Annotated in this window: 18 protein-coding genes; 5 read left to right on the plus strand and 13 right to left on the minus strand. The window is 63.4% G+C overall.

What is annotated here, in order from left to right; translation table 11 throughout:
- Positions 1-172: 172 nt before the first annotated feature.
- Both MUO32_RS19085 and rpsU read right to left on the minus strand, forming a co-directional pair.
- The gene (locus MUO32_RS19085; RefSeq protein ID WP_374708687.1) at positions 173-1,057 is read right to left on the minus strand and encodes a tetratricopeptide repeat protein; all 885 of its coding nucleotides are present in this window, start codon (positions 1,055-1,057) and stop codon (positions 173-175) included.
- A 226-nt stretch (positions 1,058-1,283) separates the two neighbouring features.
- The gene (gene rpsU / locus MUO32_RS19090; RefSeq protein ID WP_257949983.1) at positions 1,284-1,511 is read right to left on the minus strand and encodes a 30S ribosomal protein S21; all 228 of its coding nucleotides are present in this window, start codon (positions 1,509-1,511) and stop codon (positions 1,284-1,286) included.
- A 415-nt stretch (positions 1,512-1,926) separates the two neighbouring features.
- Here rpsU and MUO32_RS19095 point away from each other — a divergent pair, with 415 nt between their 5' ends.
- Genes MUO32_RS19095 through MUO32_RS19115 form a run of 5 tightly spaced genes read left to right on the plus strand, consistent with a single transcriptional unit; the run spans position 1,927 to position 7,453 of the window.
- Entirely contained in the window at positions 1,927-3,180 is a 1,254-nt protein-coding gene (locus tag MUO32_RS19095) for a sarcosine oxidase subunit beta family protein (RefSeq protein WP_257949984.1), read from the plus strand.
- The gene (locus MUO32_RS19100; RefSeq protein WP_257949985.1) at positions 3,180-3,575 is read left to right on the plus strand and encodes a hypothetical protein; all 396 of its coding nucleotides are present in this window, start codon (positions 3,180-3,182) and stop codon (positions 3,573-3,575) included. Before MUO32_RS19095 ends, MUO32_RS19100 begins: the two co-directional genes overlap by 1 nt.
- A gap of 14 nt (positions 3,576-3,589) precedes the next feature.
- Positions 3,590-3,922 (plus strand): sarcosine oxidase subunit delta, encoded by a 333-nt coding sequence (locus MUO32_RS19105; RefSeq protein WP_257949986.1) that lies wholly within the window; start codon positions 3,590-3,592, stop codon positions 3,920-3,922.
- Entirely contained in the window at positions 3,919-6,912 is a 2,994-nt protein-coding gene (locus MUO32_RS19110) for a sarcosine oxidase subunit alpha (RefSeq protein WP_257949987.1), read from the plus strand. The genes MUO32_RS19105 and MUO32_RS19110 overlap by 4 nt, the downstream gene beginning before the upstream one ends.
- Entirely contained in the window at positions 6,905-7,453 is a 549-nt protein-coding gene (locus MUO32_RS19115; protein WP_257949988.1) for a sarcosine oxidase subunit gamma, read from the plus strand. The genes MUO32_RS19110 and MUO32_RS19115 overlap by 8 nt, the downstream gene beginning before the upstream one ends.
- Positions 7,454-7,455: 2 nt before the next feature.
- Here the strand turns inward: MUO32_RS19115 and MUO32_RS19120 are convergent, their stop codons facing one another.
- The 11 genes from MUO32_RS19120 to MUO32_RS19170 all read right to left on the minus strand — a co-directional run bounded on the left by MUO32_RS19120 (position 7,456) and on the right by MUO32_RS19170 (position 24,367).
- Positions 7,456-7,980: a GNAT family N-acetyltransferase gene (locus MUO32_RS19120; protein ID WP_257949989.1), complete on the minus strand. Its 525-nt coding sequence runs from the start codon at positions 7,978-7,980 to the stop codon at positions 7,456-7,458.
- Positions 7,977-8,465 carry a MaoC family dehydratase gene (locus MUO32_RS19125; protein WP_257949990.1) on the minus strand — a complete coding sequence of 163 codons (489 nt, stop codon included), beginning with the start codon at positions 8,463-8,465 and terminating at the stop codon, positions 7,977-7,979. Before MUO32_RS19125 ends, MUO32_RS19120 begins: the two co-directional genes overlap by 4 nt.
- A gap of 64 nt (positions 8,466-8,529) precedes the next feature.
- On the minus strand, positions 8,530-10,500 hold the full coding sequence (glgX, locus tag MUO32_RS19130; RefSeq protein ID WP_257949991.1) for a glycogen debranching protein GlgX: 1,971 nt from the start codon (positions 10,498-10,500) through the stop codon (positions 8,530-8,532).
- A 1-nt stretch (position 10,501) separates the two neighbouring features.
- Positions 10,502-12,133: an alpha-D-glucose phosphate-specific phosphoglucomutase gene (locus tag MUO32_RS19135; RefSeq protein WP_257949992.1), complete on the minus strand. Its 1,632-nt coding sequence runs from the start codon at positions 12,131-12,133 to the stop codon at positions 10,502-10,504.
- 3 nt (positions 12,134-12,136) lie between these two features.
- Positions 12,137-13,576 (minus strand): glycogen synthase GlgA, encoded by a 1,440-nt coding sequence (gene glgA, locus MUO32_RS19140; protein WP_257949993.1) that lies wholly within the window; start codon positions 13,574-13,576, stop codon positions 12,137-12,139.
- 7 nt (positions 13,577-13,583) lie between these two features.
- Positions 13,584-14,846, minus strand: a complete 1,263-nt coding sequence (gene glgC / locus MUO32_RS19145) for a glucose-1-phosphate adenylyltransferase (RefSeq protein WP_257949994.1) — start codon at positions 14,844-14,846, stop codon at positions 13,584-13,586.
- Between the two features lie 20 nt (positions 14,847-14,866).
- Entirely contained in the window at positions 14,867-17,080 is a 2,214-nt protein-coding gene (gene glgB / locus MUO32_RS19150) for a 1,4-alpha-glucan branching protein GlgB (protein WP_257949995.1), read from the minus strand.
- Entirely contained in the window at positions 17,080-19,539 is a 2,460-nt protein-coding gene (locus MUO32_RS19155; RefSeq protein ID WP_374708688.1) for a glycogen/starch/alpha-glucan phosphorylase, read from the minus strand. Before MUO32_RS19155 ends, glgB begins: the two co-directional genes overlap by 1 nt.
- 207 nt (positions 19,540-19,746) lie before the next feature.
- Positions 19,747-20,949 (minus strand): pilus assembly protein, encoded by a 1,203-nt coding sequence (locus MUO32_RS19160; RefSeq protein WP_257949996.1) that lies wholly within the window; start codon positions 20,947-20,949, stop codon positions 19,747-19,749.
- A 141-nt stretch (positions 20,950-21,090) separates the two neighbouring features.
- Positions 21,091-21,978: a transglutaminase family protein gene (locus tag MUO32_RS19165; RefSeq protein ID WP_257949997.1), complete on the minus strand. Its 888-nt coding sequence runs from the start codon at positions 21,976-21,978 to the stop codon at positions 21,091-21,093.
- 22 nt (positions 21,979-22,000) lie between these two features.
- On the minus strand, positions 22,001-24,367 hold the full coding sequence (locus MUO32_RS19170; RefSeq protein WP_257950291.1) for a circularly permuted type 2 ATP-grasp protein: 2,367 nt from the start codon (positions 24,365-24,367) through the stop codon (positions 22,001-22,003).
- Positions 24,368-24,452: the final 85 nt, after the last annotated feature.

Here is a 24,452-nt window from a genome sequence, read left to right on the forward strand (position 1 = left end):
CGGCGATGCCAAGAAAATGACGGACGATATCGTCAAGGCCATGAACCACTGAAGCATTTCCGGTGAACCAGAGTTCATCGAAAACGCTTCAAAAGGTTCCGGCGTGTTCCGGAAATGAAAAAGCCCGCGATCATCTCGCGGGCTTTTTGTTTGGCGGGAGCTGCGTCGTATATCAGGCCGGCTTGGCGCCGCCGCGCGTGCGGGCGAGGCCGGCCTTGGCCGGGGCGTAGTTCGGGTCGAGGCGCAGCGCCTGCGAATAGGACTTCGACGCCTTGTTCATCTCGCCGCGGCGCTCATAGATCAGCGCCTGGTTCGCCCAGGATTCGGAAAGCTTGCCGTCTAGATTGATGGCGGTGTTGAAATCCTGGAATGCGTTGTCGTCGTCGCCCTTGGCGGCGTAGGAAATGCCGCGGCCGTTATAGGGTTCGGCGGAGTTCGGCGAGAGCGAGATCGCTCTCGAGAAGTCTTCGATCGCCTTGTCATGCTGGCGGCGTGCCTGGTAGATCAGGCCGCGATTGTGGTAGGCGCGCGGATCGGTCGTGTCGAGTTCGATCGCCTTGTTGAAGTCGCGGAAGGCTTCGTCGAGGCGCCCGGCCTGACGGTAGAGATTACCGCGGCCGATATAGGCGACGTCATAGCTCGGGTTGAGCTGCAGCGCCGTGTTGTAGTCGGCCGCCGCCTGCGTCTGGTCGCCCATGCTGCGCTCGACGAGCGCGCGATTGGCATAGGCCTGGTAGAAACGCGGCTTGAGTTCGATGGCGCGGTTGAAGTCTTCCAGTGCCCGGCGGTGTTCGCCGGCGCGACCGTAGGCCGAACCACGCACGTTGTAGGCTTCCGGATCCTGCGGATTGGCGGAGATGACGGCGGAGAGCGAGGAGATGTTCTCCTGCGAGCCCTGCGCGCGTTCGACCTTCAGCACATCCGTCGAGGTCGTCGACTGGCAGCCTGCCAGAAGGAGCGCAAGCGACGTGGCGGCCACGGCGGCCATCAGGGGGCGGCGCAGACGGGCGGCCGAGGAGGGGAGACGATCGATCGGGAACCCGGTAGATGCAGCCATGTCCAAGTGCAAATCCTCAAAATGGGCGTCTTCCACGCCTCATGCGTGAAGACATACGCTACTGCCTTGAGAGCAATTCCGGCAAGGGTGCGTAGCGATATCGCCCGGAATAGCACGGAAAAGTCTTTCACTTCCGTGAAAATCTTCCGGTCACATCAAAAAAGGCGGCGGCGAAATGTTCGCCCCCGCCCGGTCTTGCATCCGAAAGCGTCGAAAAGACGACCGATTAACGGGCGCCTGGACGAGCGCTGACGAGGCCTTCGCGCTGGGCGCGCTTGCGGGCCAGCTTGCGGACGCGACGAACGGCTTCAGCCTTTTCACGCGCACGCTTCTCCGACGGCTTTTCGAAATAGTCGCGCATCTTCATTTCACGGAAAATGCCTTCGCGCTGCATCTTCTTCTTGAGAGCGCGGAGAGCCTGATCGACGTTGTTGTCGCGGACAAGTACCTGCACGAGAATCCCGTTCCTTTGGTTGTTGTATGCCCCGCGAGCACAGGTCGCCAGGCAAATTGATTGCGTTCGCGCAGCCCGGAGGCCGGCAATTGGGGCGTCGCTTAGCAGATGCCGCCGGGCGAGTCCAGTCTGAAGCGTGCGCCTGCTAAGGATATTTGCGCGGCAGACCGGAAATCCGGGTGGATAAGGCGGGTGAAGGTGCCTCGTCGAGGCTATCGGGTGGCCGACTTTTCAAAGGGGGCGGTCTCCGGGCGCGCTTTTCGGGCCAAACCAGACAAGCGATGCCAGTCATGTCGCATGTGGTACAAGGTGCGCCTGAATGCGTCGCAAAGGATACGGCGTCCGGCATCAGGATTTGCTTTCTATCGGGGCAGGAAACAGCCGGCTGCGGTCGGCGAGCGTTTGAGGATACGGGATGCGCAAATATTCGGTTTTCGCCGTGGCCCGCGAGGCAATGCGTGGCCATAAGGGATGGGAGGCGCAATGGACCTCTCCCGAGCCGCGCAAGGAATACGACGTGATCATCGTCGGCGGTGGCGGCCATGGTCTGGGCGCGGCCTATTACCTCGCCAAGGAGCACGGCATTACCAACATCGCCGTGATCGAGAAGGGCTGGCTCGGCGGCGGCAATACCGGCCGCAACACGACCATCATCCGCTCGAACTATCTCTATGACGAGAGCATGGATATCTACGAGCATTCCCTGAAGCTCTGGGAAGGCCTGAGCCAGGATCTCAACTACAACGTCATGTATTCGCCGCGCGGCGTGATGATGCTGTCGCACAATGTGCACGACAAGCAGTCCTTCCAGCGCCATGTCCATGCCAACCGTCTCTACGGTATCGACAACGAATGGCTGACGCCGCAGCAGGCGAAGGACTTCGTGCCGGTTCTCGATATCTCGGCCTCCGCCCGATACCCCATCAATGGCGCAGCCCTGCAGCGTCGCGGCGGCACCGCCCGCCATGACGCCGTCGCCTGGGGCTATGCCCGCGCGGCGTCCGATCGCGGCGTGCATGTCATCCAGAACTGCGAAGTGAAGGGTATTCGCCGTGGTCCCGATGGTGCGGTGACCGGCGTCGAGACGTCGAAGGGTTTCATCGGCGCCAAGAAGGTCGCCGTGTCGGCCTCGGGCCATAACTCGGTCATCCTCTCCATGGCCGATGTGAAGCTGCCGCTGCACTCCGTTCCGCTCCAGGCGCTCGTTTCCGAGCCGATGAAGCCGATCTTCCCCTGCGTGGTCATGTCCAATTCGGTGCATGCCTATATCTCGCAGTCGGACAAGGGCGAGTTGGTCATCGGGGCGGGCACGGACCAGTACAATTCCTATTCCCAGACCGGCGGCCTGCAGATCATCACGCACACGCTGGATGCCATCTGCGAACTCTTCCCGATGTTCCGCCGCGTCAAGATGATGCGCCAGTGGGGCGGCATCACCGACAACACGCCGGACCGTTCGGCGATCCAGGGCGTCACGCCGGTGAAAAACCTGTTCGTCAACTGCGGCTGGGGCACCGGCGGCTTCAAGGCGACGCCGGGTTCGGCACATCTCTTCGCGCATCTCATCGCCAAGGGCGAACCGCACAGGCTGGCGGCTGGGCTGACGCTCGACCGCTTCCGCACTGGACGCCTGATCGACGAGGCAGCCGCGGCGGCCGTGGCACACTGATGAATGGCGCGCTCGTCGCCGGATTGCTGATGACGGCCGGTGTGATGCCGGTGGGTTCGATCATTCCCGAACCAGATGATTTCCGTTTTCAGACGATCCACAAGGCGGCGGGCGAGCGGAACTGGCCCTTCATCGCTGAGAGCGGGATGCTGGGATGCGCAAAAATGCTCGGCGAACGGGTGGTCTATTTCATTCCCGACGAGGACGTGGAGCGCGCCTATCACATCGATATCAACCTCTTTGCGATGAGCATGGCCAATATCGGAATAACCGACGTGCTGGCCCCCTACGACGACACTGCGCAACTGCTTCATCGGATTGCGCCCTTCGTCACCATGGGACAGCGACTTTGCGATCAGGAACCGGGCACGCTCGTGACGGAACCAGAGCTTTAAACAGGTAGGATAAAATGCTGCTGATCTACTGCCCCTACTGCGAGGAAGAGCGCTCGGAGCTCGAGTTCCGCCATGGCGGCGACGCGCACATCGCCCGGCCGACCAACATGGCCGATATCACCGACGAGGAGTTCCAGGAGTTCTTCTTCCTGCGCGACAATCCGAAGGGCCTGATCTTCGAACGCTGGCGCCACATCCATGGCTGCGGCCGCTTCTTCAATGCGGCGCGCGATACGGTGAGCGACAAGTTCTACATGAGCTACAAGGCCGGTCAGCCGAAGCCCGATGTTCCGGGTGTGACATCCGCTGCGGCAACCAACGAAAACACGGGAGGAAACGCGAAATGAGCGGCGCCAATCGCATTGCCGGTCAGGGCCGCCTGACGCCCGCCAAGACGGCGCGTTTCACTTTCGACGGAAAGGCCATCGACGCGCTCGAGGGCGATACCGTCGCCTCCGCGTTGCTTGCCAATGGCGTGCATCTCGTCGGCCGTTCGTTCAAGTATCACCGCCCGCGTGGTATTCTTTCGGCCGGCCCGGAAGAGCCGAACGCATTGATCGACGTCTCCCGCGATGCCGCCCGCCGCCAGCCGAACGTGCGTGCGCCGGTGCAGGAAGTCTTCGACGGCATGAAAGTGGCGTCGCAGAACCGGTGGCCGTCGCTTGCCTTCGACATCGGCGGTGTCAACAATCTGATGTCGCCGTTCTTCGCCGCCGGCTTCTATTACAAGACCTTCATGTGGCCGAAGGCCGCGTGGGAGAAGGTCTATGAGCCCTTCATCCGCAAGGCCGCCGGCCTCGGCGTCGCGCCGACGGAAGAGGATCCGGATCATTATGCCAACCGTTATGCCTATTGCGACGTGCTGGTCGCCGGTGCCGGTGTTGCCGGTCTTTCGGCGGCACTTGCCGCTGCTGAAGCCGGTGCCCGCGTCATCCTGGTCGACGAGCAGCCGGAAGTCGGCGGTGCGCTGCACTACGACCTGTCGGTCAAGATCGACGGCCAGAACGGCTACGATTGGGCGCAGGCGACGGCTGCAAAGCTGAAGGCGATGGAGAACGTCACCGTTCTCACCCGCACGACGGCCTTCGGCTACTACAACCACAATTTCGTCGGCCTCGTCGAACGCGTCACCGATCATCTCGCCAAGCCGGACAAGAAGCTGCCGCGCGAGCGTCTGTGGCAGGTCCGCGCCAAGCGCGTCGTGCTTGCGACCGGCTCGATCGAGCGTCACATGGTGTTCGCCAACAACGACCGTCCGGGCATCATGCTCGCCTCGGCCGCGCGCACCTATCTCAACCATTTCGGCGTTGCCGTCGGCCGCAAGGTCGGCGTCTATACGGCAAGCGATTCTGCCTATGAAGCGGCCTTCGACCTGAAGCGTGCCGGCGTCACCATCGCCGCTATCGTCGATAACCGGGAGAAGCCCGGCGACGCCGTGCTGACCGAAGCCCGTAAGCTTGGCATCGAGGTTCTGACCGGCCATTCCGTCATCGACACCAAGGGTAAGCTGCGCGTTTCCGCCATCTCGGTCGCCCGCAATGGCGGCGGCTCGGCGCGGTCGATCGCCGTCGATGCGCTGCTGATGTCTGCGGGCTGGACGCCCTCCGTCCATCTGTTCTCGCAGTCGCGTGGCAAGGTGGCCTATGATGCTGCCTCCGGCCGCTTCCTGCCGGGCACCTACGCGCAGGATTGCCTCTCTGTCGGTTCGTGCAACGGTACGGACGGTCTGCAGGCGACCATCGAGGAATCGCTGGCGGCCGGGGAACTGATGGCCCGCGCCACCGGCAACGAGGGCGGTGGCAAGGTTGAGCTTCGCGGCGAAAACGCCTTCGAATGGACCGGCGGCATGGCAGGCGCTGGCGAAGGTGCCGGCGCCGATACGACCGTCAAGGCCTTCGTCGACTTCCAGAACGACGTCTGCGCCAAGGACATCCGCCTTGCCGTGCGCGAAGGCATGCACTCGATCGAGCACATCAAGCGCTTCACCACCAACGGCATGGCGACGGACCAGGGCAAGCTGTCCAACATCCATGGCCTTGCCATCGCATCGGAAGTGCTGAACCGCGAGATCCCGAAGATCGGCCTCACGACGTTCCGTGCGCCCTATACGCCGGTGACCTTCGGTGCGCTGATCAGCCATTCGCGCGGCGAACTGTTCGACCCGGCCCGCAAGACGCCCATGCATGCTTGGGAGGAGGCGCATGGCGCTGTCTTCGAGGATGTCGGCAACTGGAAGCGCGCCTGGTACTATCCGCGCTCCGGCGAGACCATGCACGATGCGGTCAACCGCGAGTGCCGTACCGTGCGTAACGCCGCCGGCCTGTTCGACGCCTCGACGCTCGGCAAGATCGAGGTCGTCGGCCCTGACGCCGCCGAGTTCCTGAACCTGATGTACACCAATGCCTGGGACACGCTGAAGCCTGGCCGCTGCCGCTACGGCATCATGCTGCGCGAAGACGGCTTCGTCTATGATGACGGTGTCGTCGGGCGTCTTGCGGAAGACCGCTTCCATGTCACCACCACGACGGGCGGTGCGCCGCGCGTCATGAACCACATGGAAGACTATCTCCAGACCGAATTCCCGCATCTCAAGGTCTGGCTGACCTCGACCACCGAACAGTGGGCGGTCATCGCCGTGCAGGGCCCGAAGGCGCGTGAAATCCTCGAGCCGCTCGTCGAAGGCATCGATATGTCGAACGACGCTTTCCCGCATATGAGCGTGCGCGAAGGCAAGTTCTGCGGCGTGCCGACAAGGCTCTTCCGCATGTCGTTCACCGGTGAGGCGGGCTATGAAGTCAACGTGCCCGCCGATTATGGTCAGGCCGTCTGGGAAGCCATCTGGGCCCGCGCCGAACCGCTCGGCGCCTGCGCCTACGGCACCGAGACCATGCACGTGCTGCGCGCCGAGAAGGGCTACATCATCGTCGGTCAGGATACGGACGGCACGGTGACCCCGCACGATGCCAGCCTGAGCTGGGCCGTCTCCAAGAAGAAGACGGACTTCGTCGGCATTCGCGGCCTGAAGCGGCCCGACCTCGTCAAGGAAGGCCGCAAGCAGCTCGTCGGCCTGTTGACGAAGGACCCGAACGTGGTTCTGGAGGAGGGCGCGCAGATCGTCGCCGATCCGAACGAACCGAAGCCCATGAAGATGCTCGGCCACGTGACCTCGTCTTACTGGTCGGAAAACTGCGGTCGCTCGATTGCCATGGCGCTCGTCGCCGGCGGCCAGGCCCGTTTGGGCCAGACGCTCTACGTGCCGATGCCGGACCGCACCATCGCAGTCGAGGTCAGCGACATGGTCTTTGTCGACAAGGAAGGAGGACGCCTCAATGGCTGATCAAGCTCTTCGCAAGGCGCCGCTCGCCGGCCGTCACGGTGGTTCCGCAGGCGCACGCGTCACGCCCGCTGCCCCGGCAACCCGCCTGTCGCTGCGGGCCGGCACCGATGCCATCGGCACGCTGTCGCTGGCTTTCGGCCTTGAACTGCCGCAGCGGCCGAAAACCTCGGCCTCGATCAGCGGCCGCCACGCGCTCTGGCTCGGTCCGGACGAATGGCTGCTGATCGACGAGAACGGTGCCGACCTTGCGGGTATCGCCGCCGGCATTTCGGCGCTGCATTCGGCGACCGATGTGTCCCACCGCAACACGGCGATCCTCGTCTCCGGCCCCGATGCAGCCGCTGCCATCGCTGCCGCCTGCCCGCTCGATCTCGGCAAGACGATCTTTCCGGTGGGCGCGGCTGCGCGCACGGTGCTCGGCAAGATCGAGATCGTGTTGTTGCGCACGGGGGAAGAGGATTATCGCGTCGAATGCTGGCGCTCGTTCTCGCCTTACGCTTTCGGCATGCTCGTCGATGGCGCGGAAGACGCCGGCCTCTGATCTCAGAGGAAACGGTAGAAAAACAGGGCTGTCTCCCGCGAGCCGGGGGACAGCCCTTCGTATAGGTGCCGGTCGTAGCCGCCGAGGATGAAACCCTGGCGCAGATAGAAGCGGCAGGCCGCGACATTGTTCGTCTGCGTTTCGAGCCGGATGCCGGGCAGGGCCATCTCCCTCGCCCAATGGATAGCCTGCAGCATCAGCCGTTGTGCGGCTCCCGTGCCGCGCCATTCTGCATCCACCGCGATGTCGTCGATGACGGCGAACCGGTTCCAACCGACAGAGAGTGCGACATAGCCGACGGGTATTTCATCACCGAGGACGACGAACAGCGCCTTGTCCCCAGCCTGCATGACGCTTTCGAGCTCCTGGGGCTCGAAGCCGTAGTTTTTCGGGTAGGGCTCGACCGGCCGCGCATGGGCCAGCCAGTCGCCCTCATAGGGTGGCGCAGCTTCGCGGGTAACGAGGAAGGAAAAGTCGCAGGCGCCGAGGACCGCCAGGTCCCCGGAAAGGGCAGGGCGGACCTTCACACGTCCTCCGGCCGATCCTTCGGATCGAACTGGATGATGGTGATCCAGTCGGCCGTCAGGGCCGGCTTGTGCTCGTCCTCGATTTCGACGGACACGTCGTAGCGGATCGTCACCATGCCGGCGCCACGGAAGCGGGCTTCGGCGAGCAGGAAACGACCGCGCACGCGCGCACCGCTTTTCACCGGCGCCATGAACCGCACTTTTTCAAAACCGTAGTTGATGCCCATCGTCTGCTCGATGATGCGCGGCACGCAGTCATAGTTCATGGCCGAAAGCAGGGAGAGCGTCAGGAAACCGTGCGCGATCGTGCCGCCGAAGGGGGTTTCGGCGGCGGCCCGCACCGGGTCGGTGTGGATGAACTGGTGATCTTCCGTCGCCACGGCAAAACGGTCGATCATCGTCTGGTCCATGGTGAACCAGCGCGAGAGGCCGATTTCCGTGCCGACGAGGGCGGGGATGTCCTTCAGGTGGATACTGTCTGGCATATGGCTTTCCTGCCGCTCGATTCGGCGCCTCTTCTAAAGAGGCGGTTTGTCCGGGCAATGAAGTTCAGTGCTTCTCGACAAAAATTTCGACGCTGCGGGGATGAAGCAGGCCGGCGGGCGGTTGGTTGACAGAGATAAGGCTCACCCAGCCGTACCCTTCGGGCGGCGGCAAGGTCAGCGCCTGCTCACCGTGCGTGCGGTTGATGGCAATAGCGAGGCGGACGCTCTGTTGCTGCTGAAGGTCCGGTGTCTTGAGAAGCGCCAGCAGGGTGCCGTTAAAGGGAGCTTCCCAGTCGGCGACGCTCATCGGATGGCCGGAGAGCGTCAGCCATTCGACATCGCTGTCACGGAGGAATGTTGTTTCGGCGAGGGCCGGAAAACGCTTGCGGATCGCCGAGAGCATCGCGGTGTGCTCGATCAGGCCCTCGTCCAATTTCTCCCAATGCATCCAGGTGATCGCATTGTCCTGGCAATAGGCGTTGTTGTTGCCGCCCTGGCTGCGCGCGCCTTCGTCGCCCGCCGTCAGCATGACGGTGCCGCGCGAGAGGAAAAGGCTGGAGAGAAGGGCCTTTACATCGGCGCGGCGGGCAGAGAGCACGGCGCCATCCGTCGTGGCCCCCTCGGCGCCGTTGTTCCAGGAGTGGTTTTCGTTGTGGCCATCCCGGTTGTCCTCGCCGTTCGCCCCGTTGTGCTTCACCGTGTGGGAGACGAGGTCCATCAGCGTGAACCCGTCATGGGCGGCGAGGAAGTTGACGCTGCGCGTCTCGTTGCCGCCATGACGGGAGAAAATATCCGAAGAGCCGGCTAAGGCCGTGACGAAGGCGCCGAGGCGGTTGCTGTCGCCGCGCCAGAAGGTTCTGTTGTCGTCGCGGTAGCGGTCGTTCCATTCGAGGAAGGGCGCCGGGAAATTGCCAAGCTGGTAGCCGCCCGGGCCGATGTCCCAGGGTTCGGCGATCAGTACACGGTCTTTCAGGAGCGGGTCGGCGCAGATTTCGGAAAGCAAGGCCGAGCGGGCGGAAAAGCCGTCCGCCTCTCGGCCGAGAATGGTGGCGAGGTCGAAGCGGAAACCGTCGACGCCGGCATGGCACACGAAATGGCGCAGGCTGTCGAGTACGAGCTGACGCACGACCGGGTGCTCGCCGGCAATGGTGTTGCCGCAGCCGGTGTCGTTGATCAGCTCGCCGGGGCGGTCGGCCACGTGGCGGTAATAGGTGAGGTTGTCGAGGCCGCGCATGGAAAGCGTTGCGCCATGGCGATCGCTTTCGCCGGAATGGTTGAAGACGAGGTCGAGAATGACGCCGATGTTTTCCGCGCGCAGGGTCGCGACCGTATCGGCAAGCTCCTTCATGCCGCCGGGCACGAGGCGCGGATCGAGCGCCATCAGCGCGATCGGGTTGTAGCCCCAGCTGTTGGAAAGACCGAGCGGCGGCAGGTGGCGCTCGTCGATCCAGGCCGTGATCGGCATCAGCTCGACGGCATCGACGCCAAGGCGTTTGAGATGCTCGAGCACGGCGGGATGGGCGAGTGCGCCGACCGTTCCGCGCATCGCTTCGGGCACCTCAGGATGCAGCATGGTGAAGCCGCGCACGGCGACCTCGTAGACGAAGCCGCCGGGTCGGAAGATCGGCGGTTCTATCGAAACAGGCCGGTCCCTGACGACGATGGCTTTCGGCACGATATCCGCCGTCTCGATGCTGAAGACGGCGAGGCGGCCGTCATGCCGGAAGGGCCGGTCCAGTTCCTTGGCATAGGGATCGACCAACAGCTTGGCCGGGTCGAACCACAGGCCGTGATCCGGCGAATAAATGCCGTCGGCGCGAAAACCGTAGCGTGTGCCCGCAGTGGCCCCTTCGACGAAGACGCGGTGGAAGCCGCTTTCGTCCCGCCCCATGGTGAGGCGGGCGAGTTCCTTGTCGCCGTCATTGTCGAACAGGCAGAGATCGACGCGGGCGGCATCGCGCGAATAGACCGCGAATTCCACCCCGTCCCCGGAGAGCGTGGCGCCCGGTGCGAAGGAGGGGGCGGTGACGGTCATGTCAGGTGATCACCGTGGGTTCGGTGCGGCCGGTTCGGGTCTTGATGCCGGCGATCTCGTCGGCGACGGCGATGAGATCGGCCAGCGCCTCCTGCGTGTCGATGTCGTGGCGGGCGGCATCGGGCTCGAAGCGCTCGATATAGACGCGCAGCGTCGCGCCAGAGGTGCCGGTGCCGGAGAGGCGGAAGACGACGCGTGAGCCGCCGGTAAAGAGGATACGGATGCCCTGGTTCTTGCTGACGGACTGGTCGACCGGGTCGTTATAGGCGAAGTCGTCCGATGTCTCGACGGTCAGCGCACCGAAGCTCTTGCCCGCAAGCGTGGCGAGCTGGTCGCGCAGATTGGCCATCAGGCCGTTGGCGGCGTCCGTGTCGACTTCTTCATAGTCGTGGCGGGAATAGTAGTTGCGGCCGTAGGTCGCCCAGTGCTGTTCGACGATGTCGAGCGTGCTTTCCTTGCGCACGGCGAGGATGTTGAGCCAGAGCAGCACCGCCCAGAGGCCGTCCTTCTCGCGCACGTGATTGGAGCCGGTGCCGGCACTTTCCTCGCCGCAGATCGTGGCAAGGCCGGCGTCGAGCAGGTTGCCGAAGAACTTCCAGCCGGTCGGCGTCTCGTAGATGCCGATGCCGAGCTTTTCGGCGACGCGGTCGGCTGCACCCGAGGTCGGCATGGAGCGGGCGATGCCGGCGAGGCCCTTGGCATAGCCGGGCGCGAGATGGGCGTTGGCGGCGAGCATCGCCAGGCTGTCGGAGGGCGTGACGAAGATGCCCTTGCCGATGATCAGGTTGCGGTCGCCATCGCCGTCGGAAGCCGCACCGAAGTCCGGCGCATCCTCGGCCATCATGGTTTCGTAGAGCGCACGGGCATGCACGAGGTTCGGGTCGGGGTGGTGGCCGCCGAAATCCGGCAGCGGCATGAAGTTGAGAACCGACCCCTTGGCGGCGCCAAGACGGTTTTCCAAGATTTCCTTGGCATAGGGGCCGGTGACGGCGCTCATCGCGTCGAAGACGATGCGGAAGCCGCCTGCAAGCAGGCCGCGGATGGCATCGAAGTCGAAAAGCTGCTCCATCAGTTCGGCATAGTCGGTGACGGGATCGATGACGGTAACCGTCATGCCCGCGATCTCATGGCTGCCTTCAATGTCGAGGTTGAGATCGTCGGCTTCGGCGATCTTGTAGCTGTCGATGGTCTTGGTGCGGGCGAAGATGGCGTCGGTGATCTTTTCCGGGGCGGGACCGCCATTGCCGATATTGTATTTGATGCCGAAATCTTCCGTCGGGCCGCCGGGATTGTGGCTGGCCGACAGGACGATGCCGCCGAAGGCCTGGTATTTACGGATGACGTTTGACGCGGCGGGCGTCGAGAGGATGCCGCCGCGGCCGACCAGCACGCGGCCGAAGCCGTTGGCGGCCGCCATCTTGATGGCGATCTGAATGACCTCGCGATTGTAGAAGCGGCCGTCGCCGCCGATAACCAGCGTCTGACCCTCAAATCCCTCCAGGCTGTCGAAGATCGACTGGATGAAGTTCTCCGCATAGTTCTTCTGCTGGAAGACGGGGACCTTCTTGCGCAGGCCCGATGTACCGGGCTTCTGGTCGCCATAGGGCGTGGTCGAGACGGTCTTGATGGTCATGGTTTACACTCGCGAAAGAAGGCTGGAATAGAGGTCGGCATAGCGCGCGGCGCTGTTTTCCCAGGAAACGTCTGACTTCATGCCCTGGTTCTGGATGCGACCCCAGATTTTCGGTTCGTTATAGGCTTTGAACACCCGGCGCAGCGCCTGGCGCAGGCCCTCGGCATTGATCGGCGTGAACTGGAAGCCGGTGGCGACCCGGGCGGAAAGGGCTGCCTCGTTGGCATCGATGACCGTATCGGCAAGTCCGCCGGTGCGTGCGACGACGGGAATGCAGCCGTAGCGCAGGCCATAGAGCTGGGTCAGGCCGCAAGGCTCGAAGCGGGAGGGAATGAGAATAGCATCCGCTCCGGCCTGCATGAGATGGGACAGGGGCTCATTGTAGCCGATGACGATGCCGATGCGGCCACGATGGCGCGAAGCGGCGGCGAGCAGAGCGCCCTCCAGTGCCTGGTCGCCGGAACCGAGCACGGCAAGCTTGCCGCCCTGTTCGACGATCCAGTCGGCGACTTCGGCGATCAGATCGATGCCCTTCTGCCAGGTCAGCCGGCTGATGATGCAGAAGATCGGTCCACTATCGTCGTCCAGACTGAACCGTTCGGCGACGGCCTGCCGGTTGACGGAACGCTGCTTGAGCGAGCCGGCCGCATAGGGGCGCGCGATATTGGCGTCGGTCTCCGGGTTCCAGACGGCGGTGTCGATGCCGTTGACGATGCCGAGGAGATCGGTGGCGCGGGCATTCATCAGACCTTCGAGGCCCATGCCGTATTCCGGCGTCATGATCTCATGCGCATAGGTGGGGCTGACCGTGGTGATCGACCAGGCGGTGCGAAGGCCTCCCTTGAGGTAGCCGACGTCACCGTAATATTCGAGCCCGTCCATGGTGAAGGCCTCCGGCGGCAGCGCAAGACCTTCGAAGATATCGGGGCCGAACTGGCCCTGAAAGGCGAGGTTGTGCACCGTGAGGACGGTGGGAATGTGCTGCAGGCCGGTGTAGCGCATGTAGACCGCGGTCATCGCCGCCTGCCAGTCATGGGCATGCACCACGTCCGGCCGCCAGTCGGGCAGCAGGCCGCGGGCGATCTCGGCGCCCGCGAAGGAGAGGGCGGCGAAGCGCCGCCAGTTGTCGACGAAATCCTTGCCGGTGGCATCCACATAGGGACCGCCGGGCCGGTCGTAATAGGCCGGCGCGTCGAGCACGAGGATGTCGAGGCCCTCATGCGTGGCGGCGAGAATGCGTGCGGGTTCGCCAAGGAGGTCGTCGAAACCGGCGACCACCTCTATCCCCGCCAGCCGCTGCATGACCGCGGGATAGCCCGGCATGAGCGTGCGCATGCGCATTCCGTGCCCCGCAAGCGCGATCGGGAGCGCGCCGGCGACGTCGGCGAGGCCTCCCGTCTTGATGAGCGGGAATACTTCGGATGCCACCGAAAGGATGTTCATGTCCCGGCTAGAGCTCCAGCTTGTCGATCATCGGTTGCGTGATGAGGCAGATGCCGCCTTCCGACCGGCGGAAGCGTTTTGCATCGAGTACCGGATCCTCGCCGACGACAAGGCCTTCGGGAATGACGACGCGGCTGTCGATGACGACGTTCTTGAGATTGGCATGTCGGCCGATCATGACGTTCGGCAGGATGACGGCCCCTTCCAGGCGGGAATAGGAGTTCGCCCTGACACCGGTGAACAGCATGCTGCGGTTGAGCGATGCGCCGGAGATGATGCAGTCGCCGGACACGAGGGAGGATATCGCCGAGCCGCGGCGGTCCTCGTCGTCATGCACGAACTTGGCCGGCGGCTTGATCTCGGCGAAGGTCCAGATCGGCCAGGAGCCGTCGTAGATATCGAGTTCCGGGGTGATGTGCGTCAGGTCGATATTGGCCTGCCAGTAGGCGTCGATGGTGCCGACGTCGCGCCAGTAGGCTTCGCGCTCGAAATCCGAACGGACGCAGGATGCGTTGAAGCGGTGGGCGACGGCTTTGCCGTTCTGCACGATGTAGGGAATGATGTCCTTGCCGAAGTCGCGGCTGGAGGTCGGGTCGGCCGCGTCGCGGCGCAGAAGGTCCATCAGGAACTTGGTGTGGAAGACGTAGATGCCCATGGAGGCGAGCGCCATGTCGGGATTGCCGGGAATGCCCGGCGGATCGGCCGGCTTTTCCACGAAGGCGATGATCTGGTCCTTGTCGTCGACATGCATGACGCCGAAGCCGGTGGCTTCCATGCGCGGCACTTCGAGGCAGCCGATTGTCACCTGCGCACCGGAATCCACGTGCTGCTGGAGCATCAGCTCGTAGTCCATCTTGTAAATATGGTCGCCGGCCAGGATGACCATGTATTCGACGCCGTAATCCTCGATGATGTCGATGTTCTGGTAGACGGCGTCGGCGGTGCCTTCATACCACTGCGTCTCGGAGACGCGCTGGGATGCCGGAAGGATATCGAAGCTCTCGTTGCGCTCCGGGCGGAAGAAGTTCCAGCCGCGCTGCATGTGGCGGATCAGCGAATGCGCCTTGTACTGGGTGGCGACGCCGATGCGGCGGATACCGGAATTCAGCGCATTGGAGAGCGCGAAGTCGATGATGCGCGCCTTGCCGCCGAAATGCACGGCCGGCTTGGCGCGCCGGTCGGTCAGTTCCTTGAGGCGGCTTCCCCGTCCCCCTGCCAGGACATAGGCCATCGCGTCACGGGCGAGGGGTTGAATACGCTTTTGCTCCATAGTGTCGCCTCCCAGCTCTGTTATACGTCCAGCTCGATCATCACGGTCGCCAGCGGCGGCAAGGTGATGGCGGCTGCTATTCTTCCGTTGCCTTGTTTTCTGGCTTCGACGGCACCGCCGTTGCCCTTGCCGCTGCCGCCGTAAATCTCAGCATCGGTGTTGAGGATTTCGCGCCACCGGCCCTCCATTGGCAGCGGCACCCCGTAATTCTCCCGGTAGACGGGGGTGAAATTGGTGATGACGGCGATCGGTTTTTCGCCGGGCGCCTTGCGCAGCCAGGCGAAGACCGAGTTTTCGCGGTCATCGGCAATCAGCCACTCGAAACCCTCGCCCTCGCAGTCGCGGGCATGCAGCGCCGCCTTGCGGCGATAGGTGCCGTTGAGGTCGCGCACCAGCCGGCGCATGCCTTCGTGTAGCGGATATTCGAGCAGGTTCCAATCGAGCGACTTCTCCTCGCTCCATTCCTGCCACTGCGCGAATTCCTGACCCATGAAGAGCAGCTTCTTGCCGGGATAGCCCCACATGAAGCCGTAATAGGCCCTGAGATTCGCGAATTTCTGCCAGTCGTCGCCGGCCATCTTGGCGATCAGCGAGCCCTTGCCGTGTACCACTTCGTCATGGCTGAGCGGCAGCACGAAATTCTCGGTGAAGGCATAGAGCAGGCCGAAGGTCATGTCGTTGTGATGGAACTTGCGGTGAACAGGCTCGCGCGACAGATATTGCAGCGTGTCGTGCATGAAGCCCATGTTCCACTTGAAGCCGAAGCCCAGGCCGCCGTCATGCACGGGTGCGGAGACTTTCGGCCAGGAGGTGGATTCCTCGGCGATCGTCAGGATGCCGGGATGGGCGGCATAGACGCGGGCATTCATCTCCTGAAGAAAGCGCACGGCCGCCAGATTCTCGTTGCCGCCATACTCGTTCGGCACCCATTCGCCGTGTTTGCGCGAATAGTCGAGATAGAGCATCGAGGCCACGGCATCGACGCGCAAGCCGTCGAGATGGAACTTTTCCGACCAGTAGAGCGCGTTGTTGATCAGATAGGAGAGCACTTCCGCACGGCCGAAATTGTAGATCGCGGTGTTCCAGTCCGGGTGAAAACCCTGGCGCGGGTCCTCGTGCTCGTAGAGCGCCGTACCGTCGAACTTGCCCAACCCATGGGCATCGGTCGGGAAATGCGCCGGCACCCAGTCGAGGATGACGCCGATGCCGACCTTGTGGCAGCCGTTGACGAAACGGGCGAAGCCCTCGGGCTCGCCGAAACGGGCGGTCGGCGCATAGAGGCCAGTCGTCTGGTAACCCCAGGATGGATCGAAGGGATATTCTGTGATCGGCAGGAACTCGATATGGGTGAAGCCCATATCGACGCAGTAGGGGATCAACCGGTCGGCGAGCTCGTCCCAGGTGAGGAAGTCGCCGGCACCATTGCGCTGCCAGGAGCCGGCATGGACCTCGTAGATGGAGATCGGCTGGCGGCGGGCGTCGGTGGTGGCCCAATGCTGGAGATGGGCCTCGTCTTCCCAGGCCTGCTCGATCGGGCCTGTCGTCATCGAGGCGTTGTTCGGGCGCAGTTCCGAGCGCCGCGCGAAGGGGTCCGCCTTTAGCGGCAGAACCTCGCCGCCGGTGCCGACGATCTCGTATTTATAGGCGTGGCCTTCGGTGATGCCGGGGAGAAATATCTCCCAGATGCCGGTGTCGCGACGCAGACGCATCGCATTGCGCCGCCCGTCCCATTCGTTGAAATTGCCGACGACGGACACGCGCTTGGCATTCGGCGCCCAGACGGCGAAATGGAAGCCATCGATGCCTTCGAGCGTCATCGGATGGGCGCCGAGCTTGTCGAACAGCCTGAGGTGCGAGCCCTCGCGGATATAGTAGTCGTCCATAGGCCCGAGCACCGGGCCGAAGCTGTAGGGATCGACCACCACCCACTCGCCGCCTTCGTTGCGGGCGCGGTAGCGGATCGGCTGCAATTTCTTGACCGCAATCTCGCCGGCGAAGATGCCGGCCGGATCGAGTTGCCGGAGGACGCCGATCTCCTTGCCGGACAGCGTCTCGGCCGTCACTTCGGCAGCGCCCGGCAGGAAACAGCGGGCGATGTACTTGTCGCCGGCCGCGTGGATGCCGAGCACTGCGAACGGGTCCCAGTGCCGACTTTCCAAGATCGCGTCGATATCCGCCTTCGCCAGGACCCCTGACGGTTGTTCCGTCGTGCCTTTGTTCGGCGGTGCGGTCATCAAGCCCTCCAGATTTCCTTGGCATATTGGCGAATGGTGCGGTCGGAGGAGAACCAGCCCATGCGGGCCGTGTTCCGTATGGTTTTCGAATACCAGGCGGTTTTGTCCGCCCAGATGCCGTCGACCTGGCGCTGGGCCTTGGCGTAGGCGTCGAAATCGGCGGCCACCATGAACCAGTCGTGATTGTAGATGCCGTCGACGAGGCCGGCGAAGCGGCCGCGGTCATCGGGGGAGAAGACGCCGGAGGAGATCGCGGCGAGCGCCTGCGACAATTCCTTCGACTGTTCGATGATGGCGCGCGGATTGTGTCCTTCCGAGCGTACCTTCGTCACCTCGTCCGCCGTCATGCCGAAGATCACGATGTTCTCCTCGCCGACATGGTCCCGCATCTCGACATTGGCACCGTCGAGCGTGCCGATCGTCAGCGCGCCGTTCAACGCGAACTTCATGTTGCCGGTTCCCGACGCTTCCATGCCGGCGGTCGAAATCTGCTCGGAGAGGTCTGCCGCGGGCACCATGATCTCGGCGAGCGAAACGTTGTAGTTCGGCACGAAGACCACCTTGAGCAGACCGCGCACGGAGGGGTCGTTGTTGATCACGCGCGCCACATCGTTGGCGAGTTTGATGATCAGCTTGGCATTGTGGTAGCTTGGCGCCGCCTTGCCCGCGAAGAGTTTGACGCGCGGTGCCCAGTCCAGTTCGGGGTGCGAGCGGATCTGGTCGTAGAGTGCGACGGCCTCGATGATGTTGAGGAGCTGGCGCTTGTATTCGTGGATGCGCTTGATCTGGATGTCGAACATTGCCGAGGGATCGATGCGCACGCCCATGCGGCTGCCGACAAGGTTGGCGAGACGGTTCTTGTTCTCGCGCTTGATCGTGGCGAAACGCGCCTGGAAATCCTTGTCGTCGGCAAAGGCGTCGAGCGCCTTCAGCGCCTCCGCGTCGTCCATGAAGCCTTCGCCGATGGAATCTCGGATCAGGTTGAACAGGCCCGGATTGCACTGCATCAGCCAGCGGCGCGGCGTTATGCCGTTCGTCTTGTTGTTGATGCGATCCGGGTAGAGCTTGTGCAGGTCGGCGAAGACCGTTTCCTTCATCAACTCCGTGTGCAGCGCCGACACGCCGTTGATCGAATGGGAGCCGACGAAGGCGAGATTTCCCATGCGCACGCGCCGCTCGCCCGATTCCTCGATCAGCGAGATGTTGCGGATGCGCTCGTCCTCGATACCCTTTTCCTTGCGGGCCTCGATGAGGATTTTTGCGTTGATCGCGTAGACGATCTGCATGTGGCGGGGCAGCAGTCGTTCGAACAGCGGCACGGACCAGCTTTCCAGCGCTTCGGGAAGAAGCGTGTGGTTCGTATAGGAGAAGGTACGGCGGCCGATATCCCAGGCGATGTCGAAATCGAGCCCGTGCACGTCCGTCAGCAGGCGAATGAGTTCGGCGACCGAGACGGCGGGGTGCGTGTCGTTGAGCTGGATCGCGACGGCATCCGGCAGGGACGTGAAGTCCGGATATTGCTGGAGATGGCGGCGCAGGATGTCCTGCAGCGAGGCGGAGCAGAAGAAGAATTCCTGGCGCAGGCGCAGTTCCTGGCCGGCGGGCGTGGCATCGGCCGGGTAAAGAACGCGTGTCAGGCTTTCCGCCCTGTTGCTTTCCTTCAGCGCGCCGATATGGTCGCCGGCATTGAAGGCTTCGAGCAGGATCGGATCGATCGGGTTTGCCGCCCACAGACGCAGCGTGTTGACGCGCTTGGCCCGCCAGCCGACGGCCGGGGTGTCGAAGGCGGTCGCGATGACGCGCTCGGCCGGCTTCCAGACGAAGCGCTGCTTGTCCTCGCCGATATTGATCGTTTCGACGCCGCCGCCGAAGCCGATCTCATAGGAGCTTTCGCGGCGCTCGAATTCCCAGGGGTTGCCGTGGGCAAGCCAGGTCTCCGGCAGTTCAACCTGCCAGCCATCGGCCATCTGCTGACGAAAGAGGCCATGGACATAGCGGATGCCGTAGCCATAGGCCGGCACGTCGACCGTCGCCATGCTCTCCATGAAGCAGGCGGCAAGACGCCCGAGGCCACCATTGCCGAGGGCTGCGTCCGGCTCCAGTTCGGCGATGACGTCGATATCGACGCCGTGCATGGCGAGCGCCTGGCGCATCTCGTCCATGATGCCGGTATTGGTCATTGCGTCGCGCATCAGGCGACCGATGAGGAACTCGAGCGATAGGTAGTAGACGCGCTTGGCACCCGTCGCATAGGTACGCCGGGTGCTATCCATCCACTTGTCGGTGATGCGGTCGCGTGCGACCAGGATCGCAGCGGTCAACCAGTCATGCGGCTTGGCGACTTTCGGGTCCTTGCCGATGCGGTATTTGAGGCGTTCGAGAAGCTCCGTCGCGAGTTGTTCGACATCGGAGGTTCGTAGGGCGGGCGCGAGATCGTTGTTGGTAACCCGGTTCATCATTGGTGAACTTTACCCCCCTCGCATTCAATGCGTTCGTTCGTGCGAAATCGCCTTTAAATCAATTTATGCATCTATCCGAAGCGCTTGCAATATGCGTTTTCAAGAAATGCCCCATGCATTTTCGACATGTCTGAAACATGGCCGAAATGCTAAAAAACCCGCTGCGTTCGACGCAGCGGGTTCGATTCTCGGCTGTTGTGACGCGCGTTATTTCGTCAGGCGGGAGACCACGGCGGAGGTACGCTCGCCGATCACCTTGAAGGCTGCGACGAGGGCCGCCATGTTCTCGGCCTCGAAGTAGTGCGAGGCGTCCGTCGCACACGCCTTCAGCAGGTTCTGTCCGGCAGTCGGCGCCATGAAGGCGACGCTGTAGACCTCGATGCCGGCAGCCTTGGCGCTGACGCAGGTGGCCTTGGTGCTCGTGTCGTCGGCGGACGAATTGTTGGCGCCATCCGTCATCAGCACGAGGTACTTTGTCGGCACCTGACCGTTCTTGGTCTTGTGCACGGTGTTTTCCGACGTGGCGATCAGCTTGTTGTAGGCGATCTTCGTCGCATTGCCCGAGGCGGTGCCGCCATCGGCGTTGAGCAGGTTGACATAGGCGAGCGATGCCGTGGAACCCCAGGCAAGTTCACTCGGCGTGTAGGTTGCGGAGTCATACGCGATGGTGCCGGTGCGGACGAAGGTGCTCGTCGGATCCGCGATGGCGAACTGCGTGAAGAGGCTTGCGACTGCGAGTTTCAGGGCGGCCATCTTGGAGACGTAGCAGGGGCTCGTCGCCTTGGTTTTGTTGTTGCCCCAGTTCGCTTCCGTCCAGTTGATGCAGGACGTCAGCACCTTGTCTTTCTCGTTGGTGATCCAGGCCATCGAGCCGGACTTGTCGAGGACCAGGAACATCGAAAGGGCGTTCTTCGATTCCGTTGCGCTCTCTGCAGTGCTCTTGGCCTTCAATTCCGTCGATTGCTGGCCGAGCAGCCGAGTGAAGGCGTTGAAGTTGAGGGTGTGCTTTGTGGAGATGTCCACCTTGTAGGACTTGCCGTTGCCGAGCATGGCCGTCTCCGTAATGGAGATCTGCGTGGCTGACTCGAATTCGCCTGTCCCATTGATGGCGGGATCGACTTCGCCACCGGTGCCGCCGTACATCTGCGTCTTGAGGAACTGCATGGCGAGGAGCTTGGCTTCGGCCTGGCTCTTGCTGTCGTTCGCAAGGGCCGAGGCGGCTGCGAGGGCCGCCGAATCGACGGCGTCCTGCAGGCTTGCCCGCGTCATCACGATGTTGGTGAGATCGATCGCCACGCCGCCGGCCGCCAGGATAAGCGGGCAGACGATCGCCGTCATCATTGCGAAATTGCCGCCGCGGTCGCCAAGGAGCCGCGCGATCAAGGTCCGTTTTTCAGTCTTCGTCGTCATGAGACTTCACCCACCATCTTCATAATGTGGGCAGAAGCTAGCAATGAAGTGTTATTTAACGGTTCGGAGCCGTGGTATAGTTTTCGTAAAATTCTACCGGCCTTGAAATTCCGGCATTTCCCGCTGTTTCCAATCGGGATTTCACGCCGTCTGGCGCACCGGTATGACGTCAACCGCCTGGCTTGTCTTGTGTTGGCCGTATCCCTTGAGCACGCCGATGACGGGTGCGACATCCGCATAGTCGCGACCGTAGGCGACGACGATATGGTCCGTGCCGGCGGGAATGTTGTTGGTCGGATCGAGTTCCATCCATCCGTTCACCCGCCCACACCAGTAGCGCACCCAGGCGTGCATGGCGTCTGCGCCCTCCAGCCGTTCCTTTCCCGGGGGCGGGATGGTGCGCAGGAAGCCGCTGACATAGCCGGCGGGAATGCCGAGGCTTCTGAGCGCCACGATCATCACATGGGAAAAGTCCTGGCAGACGCCGCGCTTCAGCTTGAAGGCCTCGCGCGGGGTCGTGTCGACATTCGTCGCTTTCGGATCGTAGGTGAAGTCCTTGTGAATGCGCGCGCAGATCGCCGTTGCGACGGCGCGGATCGTCATATCGGGTTTTGCGATCGCGCGGGCGTATTCGGCAATCTCGGAGCAATCCTTCAGCCGCGGGCTGGGGCCGGTATAGTGGTGCGGCGAGCCGGCATCGAGCGACCAGTAGCCGGCGATATCCTCCGGCAGGTCCGCGACGCGCGGTGAGAAATCGGCCGCCGGTTCCGGCACGTCGACATGCACGCGCGCCTGCATGCGGATATCCAGCCGGTCATGCGCGCTGCGAAAGAGGATGGCGCTCATCGGATTTTCGAAGAAATCGCTGTGATCGACCCGCTCGCCCGGTCCGGGTGTGACCCCGACCGTACCGGCGACAAGCCGCTGGCGCCCGCCGATGGAGAGCGGCAGCACGCGCACGATGTGCCGCCCGCCGGAGACCGGCGTATCGTAGAGGTAGCTGATAAGAAGGTTGACGTCGTAGAGCATGGTTTGCGCGCCTCCCTTTCGCTCAGCTCAGATAGGTTTTCGCAAGAATGTCCGAGAGCTTTTCGAGTTCCGCCTCGAAGCGCTTGTAGACCGCATCCGTCATCCCCTCCGGCGTCATCACCGCCAGCCCCGCGTGAAGGCGCATGGCTTCGCGGTAGAAAGGCGACATCTGGCCGTTGGAATAGGCGTTCGGCAGTTGCTCGACCTCGTTCTTGATCTCGTTCAGCTGGTAGAGGATCGAGCGCGGGTTGAGGGGGTCTAGCGCAAGCAGGTCGGTGACGGTGAGGCGCGCGGTCGCCACGTTGTAGCGACGGCGGTGGGTCATCACGCTGTCGCCGATCTCGAGCAGCATGTCGAGCGCGCCGTCGGGCGCGTCCTCGCCGGACATGTGGCCGAGCAGGCGCGTCATGTGCAGGCCGCGTTCGAGATAGCGGCCGATGGAGAGGAAGCGCCAGCCGGTGAAACGATACATGTTTTCATGCACGAGACCGGCAAAACCCGCGAGCTTGCGCAGGAGCACGGTCATGGCGCGCGTCGCGTCGTCGCCCGGCTGGATGCTGACATGGAAGCGCCGCGCGGTTTTTGCCAGGTCGTTCAGCGCGAGCCAGCCGTCCGGCGAAAATCGATCGCGGATGTTGCTGGCGGAGAAGACGGCGCTGTCGATGCTGCGGATGAGGGTCGACGGCACGGCTTCCGACGTGTCGATGTCGAGCGCTTCGAGATAGTCGCTGACATCCTTCAAGAGCGGCTGTTCGGGATTGGCATATTCGGCGTAGCGGCCGTGCCAGGCGCGCAGGATGCGCAGCGCCCCTTCCGCCCGTTCGATATAGCGGCCGAGCCAGAAGAGGTTGTCGGCCGCGCGGCTCGGCAGGCTGCCGGGCATGTTGCGGGTAAACACCTCCTCCGCCGGCAAAAGCGAGGTGCGCTCGACAGGCTTCGGGCTGACGATCCAGACGTCGGCGGCCGATCCGCCTTCCTGCATGGCGATGGCCGAGACGTTGTCGCCGGCGCCGATGCGGGCAAAGCCGCCGGGCATGATCTGCCAGCCATCGCGCGTGCGGGCGGCGAAGACGCGCAGCGACATGGGCCGCGGCACCAGCTTTCCATCGACGAAGGCGGGCGTTGTGGACAGCGTGACGGCCTCCTGGCCGACGAGCTTGGGACCGTCCGTCGCCAGCCATTCGGCGATCGACTGTTTTGCCGTGTCGCGCAGCGTGGAGCCCAGCACGGACTGTTCGTTGTCGTCGAAGAAGGGGCGCGTCGAATAGGCGGGTCCGATGACCATGCGCTCGATATTGGCCGCGACGTGCTGGCGCTCCTCCTTCTGGCCGCACCACCAGGTGGCGATGGAGGGGAGGCGCTGTTCCTCGCCGAGCAATTGCCGACAGATGTTCGGCAGGAAGGCGAGCATGGCGCGTGTTTCGACGATGCCGGCACCGAGCGCATTGACGAAGGTGACGGAGCCGGAGCGCAGCGCTTCCACCATGCCGGGCGTGCCGATATGGGAGTTCTGGTTCAGTTCCAGTGGATCGGCGAAGGCCGCGTCCAGGCGGCGCCAGAGCACGCCGACGGGCTTCAGGCCCGCGACCGTGCGCACCATGACCTTGCCGCCCACGACCGTCAGGTCCTCGCCCTCCAGCAGCATGAAGCCGAGGTAGCGGGCGATGTAGGCATGTTCGAAATAGGTTTCGTTGGCGAGACCCGGTGTGAGAACGGCAATGCGGTCTTCCGCCGATTTTTCCGCCTGCAGGGTGTCGCGGAAGGCGCCGAAGAAGCCGGCCAGGCGGTGGGCGTGGGTTTCGGCATAGACGTCGGAGAAGGCACGCGTCGTCGCAACGCGGTTTTCCAGCGCAAAGCCGGCGCCGGAGGGAGCCTGGGTGCGGTCGGAAAGCACCCACCAGTTGCCATCGGGCCCGCGGCCGATCTCGAAGGAGACGAAATGCAGGAAATGCTGGCCGTGCGGATGCACGCCGACGAGAGGACGCAGGAATTCATTGTTGGAAGCGACGAGGGCGGGCGGTATCAGGCCGTTCGCGACCAGCTCGTTCTTGCCGTAGATATCGGCGACGACGGCTTCCAGCAGTTCGGCGCGCTGGATGAGGCCGCGTGACAGGTTTTGCCATTCGGCTTCGTCGATCAGCACGGGTATGTGGGAAAGCGGCCATGCGCGGTCGCCGTTCGCCTCCTTGCCGTAGGCGCGGTAGAAGACGCCGGCATCGCGCAGATACCTGTCGGCGCGGGCGAAGCGGCCGGCAAGGTCCGTCTCGTCCATGCGCTCGAGCGCCGAAAGGAAATGCCGCCAGACGGGGCGGACCTTGCCCTGCGTGTCGACCATCTCGTCGGCCACGTCAGGCAGCGGCGCATAGGCGCGGGGGGACGCTTCCACCATATCGGCTTCGATACGCCCCGCTTCCACACTCGTGGTCTTCAATCCATTTCTCCTGGAGCATTGCCGCAATGCGCGAAAATGCTCC

This window comes from Shinella sp. CPCC 101442 (assembly GCF_024704725.1).
In the GTDB taxonomy this organism is placed as follows: Bacteria; Pseudomonadota; Alphaproteobacteria; order Rhizobiales; family Rhizobiaceae; genus Shinella.